Raw genomic sequence first — 11,851 nt, 5'->3', positions numbered from 1 at the left:
CATAAAATCCAATAATTTCATTTAACTATAATCCAAACATCCGGGGGCCGCGAATACATGGGGTAGCATTGGCTCACGGCAACTCAGTGAAAGGACATGACATGACGCAGCTCGCCTGGTTCCGCAACGATCTCCGGGTCGCCGACAACCCCGCCCTGGTGGCCGCCTGTGCTGGTGACGGGCCGGTGGAAGCCTGCTTCCTGATGACGCCGGGCCAATGGACCGAGCACGACTGGTCGCCGGCGCGTGTGGCACTCGTACTCGACCATCTGGAAGATCTTGGCAGGCAACTGGCTGGCCTCGGTATTCCGTTGCACATTCTGGAAGCGGACCGGTTTGACGACAGCCTCGACGCACTGGAAGCCCTCGTACGCGAACGCAACGTGACCACGATCCATATCAACGAGGAGTACGGCGTCAACGAACGGCGCCGGGACAAGGCCGCTCACCAGCGGTTGGCCGACCAGGGTATCGCCTTGCACAAATACCGGGATCAGACCGTTGCGCCGGTCGGCAGCGTGCTGACCCAGCAGGGCGATCCCTACTCGGTGTTCACCCCCTTCTCCCGCCGCTGGTGGGACTGGGTGGAGACCACGCAACCGGAATGCCTGGCCATTCCCGCGCCCCAGGGCCCGAAAATCAAGGCACCGCCACGCCCGACCACACCCGAAGCCTTCCGGAATCCACCGCCGTCATTGGTCGCCGTGGGTGAAGACGCCGCACACCGGGCTCTGATCGAATTCCTGGAAGAACGGGCGGGCCGCTACAAGGAGGATCGGGACTTTCCGTCGATCGACGGCACCAGCCTGGTCTCGCCCTACCTGGCCAGCGGCATCCTGTCCGGCCGCCAGTGCCTGCAGGCTGCGCAGGAAGCCATGCGCCACCAGAAGGACGCGACCGGAATCCGGGGCTGGATCAACGAGATCTGCTGGCGCGACTTCTACGTCCACATCCTCTATCACTACCCGCGAGTGAGCATGCACCGGGCCTTCAAACCGGAAACCGAGGCGCTGGTCTGGAACACCTCCGAGGACCATCTGAAAGCCTGGCAAAATGGCGAGACCGGCATCCCGCTGGTGGACGCCGCGATGCGGCAACTGAAGGAAACCGGCTGGATGCACAATCGTCTGAGGATGGTGACGGCGATGTTCCTGTCCAAGAACCTGTTCCTCGACTGGCGCCAGGGTGAGGCCTGGTTCATGAGCCACCTGGCGGACGGCTTCCTGGCCTCCAACAACGGCGGCTGGCAGTGGAGCGCCTCGACGGGGACCGACGCCGCGCCCTACTTCCGGGTCTTCAATCCGGCGACCCAAAGCGAACGCTTCGATCCGGATGGTGCCTTTATTCGCCGCTTTGTGCCGGAGTTGCGGGATCTGGACAACAAGCGCATCCACAACCCCGCAGCCGGTGGCACGGTGCCCAAGGGGTATATCCGGCCGATTGTGGATTTAAAGGAAACGCGGAAAGAGGCGATCGCCCGGTTCCAGGCGTTAAAGGATCAGTGACGCTCGCGACAGACCGGGCAGTCCGGATCGCGGGCGAGTTTCATTTCACGCCACTCCATGCGCCAGGCATCGAGTAGCAGAAGCCGTCCGGCCAGGGAAACGCCCACACCGGCCAACACCTTGATGGCTTCCATCGCCTGGCAGGCGCCAATCATGCCCACCAGCGGTCCGATCACACCGGCTTCGGAGCAGCGCAAATCCTCATCGCCGGTGTCCGGATACAGGCACTGATAGCAGGGCTGCTTCGTATCCCGGGTGTCAAACACGCTGACCTGCCCTTCCCCGCGAATGGCGGCGCCGGACACCAGCGGTACGCCGGCGTTGACGCAGGCGCGGTTGATGGCAAAGCGGGTGGCGAAGTTGTCGGTGCAATCCACCACCAGAGATGCGGCGGCGACTTCCGTACGCAGAGCATCGCCTTCGAGGCGCGATTCGACGGCGTCCACGGTGATCTCCGGGTTCATCGACCGTACGGCTTCCGCCAGACGCCCCGCCTTGGGCTGATCCAGGTCGGCCTGACGAAAAGCCACCTGGCGCTGCAGGTTCGCAACGTCGACCCGATCGTCGTCGGCGATCACCAGATGGCCCACTCCAGCCCCGCCCAGGTAGAGCGCTACCGGGCAGCCCAGGCCGCCGGCGCCCACAATCAGCACGCGCGCCTGCTTGAGACGCAGCTGCCCCTGCACATCCAGCTGCGGCAACAGCAACTGGCGGCTGTAGCGCATCAGCTCGTTATCCGTCAGCATCGTTTTCTCCCTTCTCGATTCTTCCCAGGGTATACCGGTCATTGCTGCCATAATCCCGACCGGTCTCGACCTTACTGAACCCCGCCGCCATAAACAGATCGCGCACGGCCGGGCCCTGATCGAACCCGTGCTCGACCAGCAACCAGCCGCCCGGTCGCAACCAGTCTGGTGCGGTGGCGGCAATTTCGCGGATATCGTCAAGCCCGTCGGCACCCGCCACCAGAGCCGACGCCGGCTCGAAGCGGACATCCCCCTGGTCCAGGTGATGGTCTCTCTCGGCGATGTAAGGCGGGTTGCTGACGATCAGGTCAAAACGGGCCGACGCCAGATCCCGGAACCAGTGGCTGCGACTCACCTGGACCGGCAGGCCCAGCCGCTCCGCATTGCGACGGGCTAATGCGACCGCATCGTCCACCGCATCGGTGGCCTGGACCGACCAGTCCGGCTTCTCACTGGCCAGCGCCAGGGCGATCGCGCCCGTGCCGGTGCCCAGATCCAGGACGCGCGCCTGTTCGGGCAACGGCAGATCCAGGGCGGCTTCCACCAGGCACTCGGTATCGGGGCGGGGAATCAGTGTGCGGTCACTGACCTCCAGCGTCAGTGACCAGAAGCCCTGATGGCCCAGCAGGTGGGCCACGGGATGGCCGGTCATCCGGCGTTCGACGAGGGTATTGAAACGGGCGATATCCGTTGGCGCGACTTCATGTTCTGGCCAGGTGCGGAACCAGGTGGGATTGCGGTCGAGCACCGCTTCCAGCAGCAGCTCGGCATCCAGCCGGGGCGAGTCACCGCCAATACGGGCGGCGGCATCGGCGAGCAGACGGGCGACGGTGTCGGGCGCGTTACTCATCCGCCTGACTGGCCAGCAACTCGGCCTGGCGCTCCTGCTGCAACGGGCCGATCACCGGGGACAGATCGCCGGCAATGATTTCGTCAAGCTTGTACAGGGTCAGGTTGATGCGGTGATCGGTCACCCGGCCCTGGGGGAAATTGTAGGTACGGATCCGCTCCGACCGATCGCCACTGCCCACCAGGCTCTTGCGCTGGGCCGCTTCGGACTGCTGCTGGCGCTCGGTTTCGGCGTCCTGCAGCCGGGCCGACAGCAGACTCATGGCCTTGGCGCGGTTCTTGTGCTGGGACCGCTCGTCCTGGCACTCCACCACAATGCCCGTCGGCAGGTGGGTAATGCGGATCGCGGAATCCGTCTTGTTAACGTGCTGCCCACCGGCGCCGGACGCGCGGAAGGTATCCACCCGCAGGTCCGCTTTGCTGATTTCAATGGCATCCGCCTCGTCGGCTTCCGGCATCACCGCCACCGTGCAGGCGGACGTGTGGATACGGCCCTGGGATTCGGTTTCCGGCACCCGCTGTACCCGATGGGCGCCGGACTCAAACTTGAGGGCACCATAGACCTGGTCGCCGGTCACCCGGGTGATGATTTCCTTGTAGCCACCGTGCTCGCCCGGGCTGTCGCTGATGACTTCCACTTTCCAGCCGCGGTTTTCGGCAAAGCGGCTGTACATGCGGAACAGGTCGCCCGCGAACAGGGCCGCTTCGTCACCGCCGGTACCGGCACGGATTTCCAGGAAGGCGTTCTTACCGTCGTCCGGATCCTTCGGCATCATCAGACGCTGCAGTTCTTCGTCGAGCGCTTCGACTTTCTGGCGGGCGGACGCCAGTTCTTCCTCCGCCATTTCCCGCATGTCGGCATCGCCATCGCGGAGCAGTTCCCGGGCTTCGGCCACATCGTCGTTAGCCCGCTGATAGGCCTGGTAGCACTGGACGACCGGCTCGATGTCCGCGTATTCCTTTGAAAGATCCCGGAAGCGATCCTGATTGGCAATGATGGACGGGTCGCTGAGCAACGCGCTCACTTCCTCGAATCGGTCATTGAGCCGATCAAGTTTGGTCTGAATCGAAGATTTCATGCAGTGTCCAGGTCAGCGGACCCGGGCGGGTCCCGAAAAAACGTGGTCAGATCTTATCATTGAATTGGGGTTGGCGCGCAGGGTCGGACTCATCGGTCGAGTCCGCTGCTGACGGGGGTGCCAGCAGATCATCCTGGGCCCGGCCCAGCTGGTGCAGTTCACGCAGCCAGTAGGTCACTTCGGTGCGGCCTTCCGCGGTGGCCTTGCGCACCTGGACGGACGGTTCGTGCAGCAGCTTGTTGGTGATCCCCCGCGCCAGACTGCGCAGCAGGGTTTCCGGATCGCCGCCGTTACGCAACTGCTTGAGTGCGCGTTCGACTTCCAGGTCGCGCAGGTCCTCGGCATGGTTGCGGTACTGCTTGAGGGTCGATACCGCATCCAGCGCCCGCAGCTGATACAGAAAGTCTTCGGTGCCGGACTCGATCAGCCGCTCGGCTTCCCGCGCTGCCCCTTCCCGGGAGCGGAGGTTGTCCTCGATCACCTGACGCAGGTCATCGACCGCATAGAGATAGACGTCGTCCATCTGCGCCACTTCCGGCTCGATGTCCCGCGGGACCGCCAGATCCACCATGAAATACGGCCGGTGCTTGCGGATTTTCAGGGCGCGCTCAACGGCGCCCTTGCCCAGTACCGGCAGTTGGCTGGCGGTGGAGGCAATCACGATGTCCACGCCGGGCAGATGTTCGGGGATTTCCGACAGCAGGATGCCATGACCGCCGTGTTGCCGGGCCACTTCCTGGGCCCGTTCCAGCGTCCGGTTGGCCACGATCAGGGACGGCACGCCGGCTTCGCGCAGATGGCTGGCCACCAGATCGATGGTGCGGCCGGCGCCGATCAACAGGGCCTTGTTGCGGCGCAGGTCGGAAAAGATATTACGCGCCATGCTCACCGCGGCGTAGGCCACGGACACCGGGTTTTCACCAATGGTGGTTTCCGTGCGGACCCGCTTGGCCACGGAGAAACTCTGCTCAAACAGACGGGACAATAACGAGCCACTGGCCCCGTGGGACCGGGACAGCGCGTAGGCTTCCTTCAATTGGCCCAGAATCTGGGGTTCGCCCAGCACCATGGAATCCAGCCCGGAAGCCACCCGCATCATGTGACGCACGGCTTCGGCGTTGGTGTAGATATAGAAGGACTCGGACAGCTCGTCGACATCCATATCATGGAAACCGGCGATCCAGCGCAGCACAGCGTTCGCGCAATCGTCCTCGGCGGCAAGGAAGAGCTCGGTGCGATTACAGGTGGACAGGATGGCGGCTTCGCTGACGCCAGCCACGACTTTCAGGGCGGAGAAAGCCTCCCCCATGCGCTCCGGGGTGAACGCCACCCGCTCCCTCAGTTCAAGGGGAGCCGTACGGTGATTGATACCCAGAGTCAGTAATGCCATCGAACAGCGCAAACCTGTATAAAAAGCGGGATGTAGGATGCTTCTTAACACGTCATTCTAGCGACGCCATCCCGATGGCGCTACCCGCGGGTTACCGCTACACCACCTACTTTGGTACCGAATCCGCCTTGAAGCGCATGAGAAAACAGTCATTGGGCAAGCGTTTAGCCTTGTGCCATTATAAGCCAGCAATAAGGGAGCCTCTGAGTCACTCCAGAGCATCTCTGGCTTTCGGGGCACTTCACGCTCTGGACTGCGTTTCCAGGTCATGGCGATCCACAACGACCAGCCCCGACCGGAATGCCGCGTCGATTTGCCGCACCAGATCGAGCCGTATTCCCAGCGTGGAGAACCGTCAGGAGTGATTCAGCGGCGCCGGACTCAGGAACTTTTTCCAACGGTTCCGCGAACTTTTACAGGGACGAACTGACAGACGTGACGACACGCGAATGGATTAATCAGAGGTCCCTCAAGCCAATGGCCATCGGACGTACCATGAAACCTGTTTTTTCTGTTGTAACCGTCCTTCTGGGACTCGGGCTCGCAGGCTGCGCCAACCTCTCCGGAACAGACGATCAGACCGATACCGGAAAATCGACCGAACAGCAGGCCGTCACGCCGCCCCCCGAAGACAAGATCAATTACGCCGACTTCGATCAGGACACCCTCTATAGCCTGCTGGCAGCCGAAGTCGCCGCCCAGCGCGGCCGCTATGACGTGACCCTGGTCAATTATGTGGAAGCGGCCAAATCCTCCCGGGACCTTGGCGTGATCAAACGCGCCATGCGGATCGCCCAGTCACTGAACGCCGACAACGCCCAGCTGCAACTGGCCAACCTGTGGCTGGAAGTCGAACCGGACAGTCTTGAAGCCCATCGGGTCGCCGCGATCCAGTATGTGCGCCAGAAGGACTTCGATCTGGCGCTCTATCACATGGAACAGATCCTGGCCCAGGGTGAGGACGCGGATTTTGACGATCTCGCGGCGCTCTCGGCTCGCTTGCCCAAGGAAGATCAGGCGCAATTGCTGGCGCTCTACCAGGATCTGGAAAAACGCCACCCGGACAATCGTGAGATCCAGTACGGCATCGCCCTGCTGCTCAAGTCCCAGGGCGAAACCCAGGCCGCTATGGACAAGCTGGAACCGCTGCTGGACGAATCCGAGCAACCGGCCTTCCAGCCGGCCATCATCCTGCGCGGCGACCTGCTCTACCAGATGGGCCAGAAGAAGGAAGCGCTGGACTACCTGCGCCACCAGTCCCGCCGCTACCCGGACAATCGCAAACTGGGCACCCTGTATGGCCGCATGCTGATCGAAGAACAGCAGATGCAGGCCGCCGAAGACCAGTTCGAGGATCTGATGACGCGTTTCCCGGACGTGCCCGAGTTGCGCCTGTCCTACGCCCTGGTCGCCCTGGAAAACGGCAACACCGATGACGCCAAGGAGTCGCTGCAGATCCTGATCGACAAGGAGCAGCACGTCAGCGAGGCCCACTATTACTTGGGCCGCATTGCCGACGAAGCGGGCGACACGGAGGAAGCCATAGCCCAGTACAGCCAGGTTGGTGAAGGCAACCACTTCCTCCCGGCGGTGTCCCGGGCCACGCACCTGCGAGGCAGCAGCGGCGATCTGGACAACGCCCTGCGGGACCTGCGCGCGCTGCGCCAGCAGATGCCGGACCTGGCCGAGAACCTGTGGCTGGTCGAGGTCAACACCCTGCTCGACCTGGACCAGAATGACGACGCCCTTGGCGCCGCCACCGAGGCCCTGCAAACGTTCCCGGACAACGCCCGTATCCGCTACGCCCGGGCCATGCTGTTCGACCAGATGGGCCGCACCGAAGAAGCGGAAGCCGACCTGCGTCAGATCATCGATACCCATCCGGACAACGCCGTGGCGCTGAACGCCCTCGGCTACATCCTCACCGAGAAAACCGACCGCCTGAAGGAGGCGCGCGAGTTGCTGGAGAAAGCCCTCAAGCTGGATCCGGACAACCCCGCCATCCTCGACAGCGTCGGCTGGGTTCACTTCAAGCTCGGCCACATGGCCCAGGCCCTGGACTTCCTGCGTCGCGCCTACGACGCCTTCCCCGATCCGGAAGTGGCCGCCCACTACGGTGAAGCCCTCTACGTCAGCGGCGACGAGGATCAGGCCCGCGTGATCTGGCGCCGCGCCCTGGACGAACACCCGGACGACACCCAGATCCCCGCCACCATGAAACGGCTGGGTGAGGAGCAGGATCTTTGAGTCGGTACCCGATGACTGTCCTGCGTTACGGCTTTGCCCTGATCCTGACCCTCACATTAGCCGCCTGCGCCAGCGTTCCCAAGGCGCCGCTGCCGGACGGCCTGACCAACCAGCCGCCGGCGGACTGGGCCCAGCGCAGTGCCCAACTGACGCAACTGACCCGCTGGGAGCTGCAGGGCAAGCTGGCCGTCAAGCAGCCCGACGACAGCGGCTCGGCCATCATCAACCAGTGGCAACAGGTGGACGAGCAGTACCATCTGCTGCTTTCGTCGGCGTTCCTCGGCGTTGGACGCACCGAACTGGAAGGCATGCCCGGCTACCTCAGCCTGACCATGCCGGATGGCAAGAACTACCGATCCAACGACCCACAGCAGCTGATCCAGGCGGCCACCGGCTGGCATTTCCCGCTGGAAAGTCTGACCTGGTGGATCCGCGGCCTGCCCGCCCCGGGCGACGACTTCGAGCTGCTGTTCGACAAGACCGGCGAGCTGGCCGCCATTCGCCAGCAGGGCTGGGATATCCGTATCGATCGCCGGCAGTCGTTCATTGACGGTTACCCGGCGCTTCCGGCACGCATCACGGCCCTGAAAGGCGAGCGCCGCATACGGCTGGTCATCACCCAATGGCAGGCGCTCGGCACCTCGTCATGACGTTTACGTTGCCGGCGCCGGCCAAACTCAACCTGTTCCTGCACATCATCGGCCGCCGCCCGGACGGCTACCATGAACTTCAGACGCTGTTCCAGTTCCTGGAGTACGGCGACGAGCTGACCTTCTCCCCCGCTGCCGGCTCTGAGGTCATCCTGGAACCGGCCATCGAAGGCGTGCCTGAGGACAGCAACCTGATCATGCGGGCCGCGCGCCTGCTGCAAGCCGAAGCAGCACGTGAACTGCCGGGCGTCCACATCCACCTAACCAAACGTCTGCCCATGGGCGGTGGTATCGGAGGCGGCAGTTCCGACGCCGCCACCACCCTGCTCGGCCTCAACCATTTCTGGCAGCTGGCTATCCCGATCGATCGACTGGCCGAACTCGGCCTGCAACTGGGCGCCGATGTGCCGGTGTTCGTACGTGGTCACGCCGCGTTTGCCGAGGGCGTCGGTGAGCGCCTAACCCCCTGTTATCCCCCGGAAGACTGGTTCGTTGTGATCAAACCTGACTGCGAAATAAACACTGGAATGATTTTTTCCGAGGAAGGGTTGACAAGGAATACGCCGCCGATCACAATAGCGCCCGCTTTTGAGGGAGACGCCTCAAGGTACCGAAACGACTGTGAGGATATAGTCTGTAAGCTGTATCCTGAGGTTGAAAAAAGCCGGGACTGGCTTTCAAAATTCGGACCTGCAAGATTAACCGGAACCGGGGCTTGCATATTTGGACGTTTCCCAACAGAATCCAAGGCCCGCGAGGTTTGGGATTCTAAGCCCTCCGGCATCACCGGGTTCGTCACAAGAGGGGTGAATCGCTCACCGCTTCACGCAAAGCTGACAGAGCTAGACTGATGCCGAAAAAGCACGATACTGGGGTGTCGCCAAGTGGTAAGGCAACGGGTTTTGATCCCGTCATGCGCAGGTTCGAATCCTGCCACCCCAGCCACCTTTCTCCCGCTTCTTCTGAACTCAACGCTGAAACTGAGAAGGACTCCGTCGTGTCCAAGTTAATGATTTTCGCCGGCAACGCCCACCCGGAACTCGCCCGTAGTATCGCCCAGAAACTGCACATTCCATTGGGTGAAGCGACCGTCGGTAAATTCAGCGATGGCGAAACCACCGTTGAAATCAATGAGAATGTCCGTGGCCACGATGTCTTCATCATCCAGCCAACCTGCTACCCGACCAACGACAACCTGATGGAACTGATCGTGATGGCTGACGCCCTGCGTCGCGCATCCGCCACACGCATCACCGCCGTCGTGCCCTACTACGGCTACGCCCGTCAGGACCGTCGCGTTCGCTCCACCCGGGTTTCCATCAGCGCCAAGGTCGTCGCGGACATGATTACCAGCATCGGCATCGACCGGGTATTAACCGTCGACCTGCACGCCGATCAGATCCAGGGCTTCTTCGACATTCCGGTGGACAACATCTACGCCACCCCGGTCCTGCTCGACGACATCGAACGCCAGCGTTTTGACAACTTCATCGTCGTGTCTCCGGACGTCGGCGGCGTGGTTCGTGCCCGTGCCGTGGCCAAGCGCCTGAACGATGCCGACCTGGCCATCATCGACAAGCGTCGTCCGAAAGCCAATGTCTCCCAGGTGATGCACATCATCGGTGACGTGCAGGACAAAACCTGCATCCTGGTGGACGACATCGTCGATACCGCCGGCACCCTGTGCAAGGCAGCCAACGCGCTGAAAGAGCATGGCGCCGCCCGGGTTGTGGCCTACATCACCCATCCGGTTCTGTCCGGTCCGGCGATTGAGAACATCAACGCCTCGCAACTGGATGAACTCGTGGTTTGTGACACCATTCCACTGGGTGACAAAGCGCGCAATTGTGATAGAATCCGCCCCCTCGCAATGGCTGAACTGCTCGCCGAATCGATCCGTCGCGTCAGCAACGAAGAATCGATCAGCGCAATGTTCGAATAAGCCCGCGATTTTATTGAGTTAATGAACAGGGAGCCCTCATTCGGGCTCCTTGTTTGTTTGAGCCCCGGAAAATGGTTACGGCTGACTTCCGGGATATTGGAACCACCCTGCAATCACTTGGTCGCGAGTCTGCACGGGTGTTTATTGAGGTAATGATCATGGCCCAAGAATTTGTTCTCGAAGCATTCCTTCGTGACGACCAGGGGAAAGGTGCGAGCCGCCGCCTGCGTCGCGAAGAGCGTAAAATCCCTGCTGTCATCTACGGCGGCGGAAAAGATGCGCAAGCCATCTCCATGTGGCACAACGACCTGAAAAAGGCCCTGGAAAACGAAGCCTTCTTCTCTCACATCCTGACTCTGGATGTTGCGGGCAAGAAAGAAAGCGTGATCCTGAAGGACCTGCAGCGTCACCCGTACAAACCGACACTGTTCCACGCTGACTTCCTGCGCGTCGACAAGGACCACGAGATCCACGTCAACGTACCGCTGCACTTCCTCAACGAGGAAAATGCACCGGCCATCAAACTGCAGGGCGGCGCGGTCAACCACCAGCTGAACGAAGTGGAAGTCATCTGTCTGCCGCAGGATCTGCCTGAGTTCATCGAAGTCGACATGATGGACATCGAAATGGACCAGACCCTGCACCTGAGCGACCTGAAACTGCCGAAAGGCGTCAAGGTTGCGGCTCTGCTGCAAGGCGAAGACTACGACCAGGCGGTCGTCTCCGTTCACCTGCCGAAGGGCACCAAGGCTGACGAAGCCGAAGATGCCGAAGCAGAAGGTGAAGAAGGCGAAGACAAGGAGTAATCGCTCCAGGGGCGCAGTCGCATGGCACAGGCAGTACGCATGGTGGTGGGTCTCGGTAATCCCGGAGCGGATTACGAGAACACCCGTCATAACGCCGGCGCCCTCTTCGTGGAAGCTCTGGCCCGCGCCGCGGGCCAGAGTCTTCGTCCCGAAAAGAAGTACCACGGGCTCTACGCCCGCATTCAGTGGCAGGGTCACGACCTGCACCTGCTGAATCCCACCACGTTCATGAACCGCAGCGGCCTGTCCGTCAAAGCCCTTGCGGACTTCTTCAAGATCCAGCCCGAAGAGATCCTCGTCGCCCACGACGAACTCGACCTGCCACCCGGCACGGCCCGCTTCAAGAAAGGCGGCGGCCACGGCGGTCACAACGGTCTGCGGGACATCATCGCCCATCTGGGCACCAGGGAATTCCAGCGCCTGCGCCTTGGCATCGGCCATCCCGGCGACAGCCGCAAAGTCACCGGCTACGTTCTCAGCCGCCTGACCAAAGCCGACACCGCGCACCTGGACAACATCAGCGACGACATCATGCGCGTGCTGCCAGACGTTCTCAACGGCGACCTGGCCAAGGCCATGAACGCCCTGCACAGCGTTCGCCCCAGCGCCTGACCTTCTTCCGGCGCCATCGGACCGG

The 11,851-nt window shown here is 62.2% G+C and carries 11 protein-coding genes and 1 tRNA gene; 8 read left to right on the top strand and 4 right to left on the bottom strand.

Annotated features, from left to right (window positions below):
- The first annotated feature begins 101 nt into the window (after positions 1 to 101).
- A complete protein-coding gene (phrB, locus tag JL474_RS13630) occupies positions 102 to 1,505 on the top strand; it encodes a deoxyribodipyrimidine photo-lyase (protein WP_203142484.1) in 1,404 nt (467 codons plus the stop codon).
- Here phrB and JL474_RS13625 read toward each other — a convergent pair.
- From JL474_RS13625 to hemA, 4 genes are read right to left on the bottom strand one after another with little or no spacing between them, the layout of a single operon-like run.
- A complete protein-coding gene (locus JL474_RS13625; RefSeq protein ID WP_203142483.1) occupies positions 1,499 to 2,251 on the bottom strand; it encodes a HesA/MoeB/ThiF family protein in 753 nt (250 codons plus the stop codon). The two genes, phrB and JL474_RS13625, sit on opposite strands and share 7 nt — an antisense overlap.
- Positions 2,238 to 3,101 (bottom strand): peptide chain release factor N(5)-glutamine methyltransferase, encoded by an 864-nt coding sequence (gene prmC / locus JL474_RS13620; RefSeq protein WP_203142482.1) that lies wholly within the window; start codon positions 3,099 to 3,101, stop codon positions 2,238 to 2,240. The genes JL474_RS13625 and prmC overlap by 14 nt, the downstream gene beginning before the upstream one ends.
- Positions 3,094 to 4,179 carry a peptide chain release factor 1 gene (gene prfA, locus JL474_RS13615; protein ID WP_203142481.1) on the bottom strand — a complete coding sequence of 362 codons (1,086 nt, stop codon included), beginning with the start codon at positions 4,177 to 4,179 and terminating at the stop codon, positions 3,094 to 3,096. The genes prmC and prfA overlap by 8 nt, the downstream gene beginning before the upstream one ends.
- A gap of 46 nt (positions 4,180 to 4,225) precedes the next feature.
- Positions 4,226 to 5,569: a glutamyl-tRNA reductase gene (hemA, locus tag JL474_RS13610; RefSeq protein WP_203142480.1), complete on the bottom strand. Its 1,344-nt coding sequence runs from the start codon at positions 5,567 to 5,569 to the stop codon at positions 4,226 to 4,228.
- A gap of 495 nt (positions 5,570 to 6,064) precedes the next feature.
- Between hemA and JL474_RS13605 the strand changes: the two genes are divergently transcribed.
- From JL474_RS13605 to pth, 7 genes are all read left to right on the top strand, one after another.
- Positions 6,065 to 7,816 (top strand): tetratricopeptide repeat protein, encoded by a 1,752-nt coding sequence (locus JL474_RS13605; RefSeq protein ID WP_203142479.1) that lies wholly within the window; start codon positions 6,065 to 6,067, stop codon positions 7,814 to 7,816.
- An 11-nt stretch (positions 7,817 to 7,827) separates the two neighbouring features.
- Positions 7,828 to 8,466, top strand: a complete 639-nt coding sequence (gene lolB, locus JL474_RS13600) for a lipoprotein insertase outer membrane protein LolB (RefSeq protein ID WP_203142671.1) — start codon at positions 7,828 to 7,830, stop codon at positions 8,464 to 8,466.
- The gene (gene ispE, locus JL474_RS13595) at positions 8,463 to 9,317 is read left to right on the top strand and encodes a 4-(cytidine 5'-diphospho)-2-C-methyl-D-erythritol kinase (protein ID WP_123635751.1); all 855 of its coding nucleotides are present in this window, start codon (positions 8,463 to 8,465) and stop codon (positions 9,315 to 9,317) included. Before lolB ends, ispE begins: the two co-directional genes overlap by 4 nt.
- A 19-nt stretch (positions 9,318 to 9,336) precedes the next feature.
- A tRNA-Gln gene (locus JL474_RS13590) sits at positions 9,337 to 9,411 on the top strand.
- Positions 9,412 to 9,463: 52 nt separating this feature from the next.
- Entirely contained in the window at positions 9,464 to 10,408 is a 945-nt protein-coding gene (locus JL474_RS13585; protein WP_123635752.1) for a ribose-phosphate diphosphokinase, read from the top strand.
- Between the two features lie 158 nt (positions 10,409 to 10,566).
- Complete coding sequence (locus JL474_RS13580) at positions 10,567 to 11,214, top strand: 50S ribosomal protein L25/general stress protein Ctc (protein WP_203142478.1); 648 nt, start codon at positions 10,567 to 10,569, stop codon at positions 11,212 to 11,214.
- 21 nt (positions 11,215 to 11,235) lie between these two features.
- Positions 11,236 to 11,826: an aminoacyl-tRNA hydrolase gene (pth, locus tag JL474_RS13575; protein ID WP_203142477.1), complete on the top strand. Its 591-nt coding sequence runs from the start codon at positions 11,236 to 11,238 to the stop codon at positions 11,824 to 11,826.
- The last annotated feature ends 25 nt before the right edge of the window (positions 11,827 to 11,851 follow it).

Source organism: Marinobacter mangrovi, assembly GCF_016798325.1.
Taxonomy (GTDB): Bacteria; Pseudomonadota; Gammaproteobacteria; order Pseudomonadales; family Oleiphilaceae; genus Marinobacter_A; species Marinobacter_A mangrovi.
This window is presented reverse-complemented; position numbering and strand designations above follow the sequence as displayed.

What these genes read in the sequence shown, in the direction of transcription:
- ispE (WP_123635751.1), top strand. Translation starts at nt 8,463, where the DNA reads ATGACGTTTACGTTGCCGGCGCCGGCCAAACTCAACCTGTTCCTGCAC.
- prfA (WP_203142481.1), bottom strand. Translation starts at nt 4,179, where the DNA reads ATGAAATCTTCGATTCAGACCAAACTTGATCGGCTCAATGACCGATTC.
- JL474_RS13580 (WP_203142478.1), top strand. Translation starts at nt 10,567, where the DNA reads ATGGCCCAAGAATTTGTTCTCGAAGCATTCCTTCGTGACGACCAGGGG.
- JL474_RS13625 (WP_203142483.1), bottom strand. Translation starts at nt 2,251, where the DNA reads ATGCTGACGGATAACGAGCTGATGCGCTACAGCCGCCAGTTGCTGTTG.
- prmC (WP_203142482.1), bottom strand. Translation starts at nt 3,101, where the DNA reads ATGAGTAACGCGCCCGACACCGTCGCCCGTCTGCTCGCCGATGCCGCC.
- hemA (WP_203142480.1), bottom strand. Translation starts at nt 5,569, where the DNA reads ATGGCATTACTGACTCTGGGTATCAATCACCGTACGGCTCCCCTTGAA.
- lolB (WP_203142671.1), top strand. Translation starts at nt 7,828, where the DNA reads ATGACTGTCCTGCGTTACGGCTTTGCCCTGATCCTGACCCTCACATTA.
- phrB (WP_203142484.1), top strand. Translation starts at nt 102, where the DNA reads ATGACGCAGCTCGCCTGGTTCCGCAACGATCTCCGGGTCGCCGACAAC.
- JL474_RS13605 (WP_203142479.1), top strand. Translation starts at nt 6,065, where the DNA reads ATGAAACCTGTTTTTTCTGTTGTAACCGTCCTTCTGGGACTCGGGCTC.
- pth (WP_203142477.1), top strand. Translation starts at nt 11,236, where the DNA reads ATGGCACAGGCAGTACGCATGGTGGTGGGTCTCGGTAATCCCGGAGCG.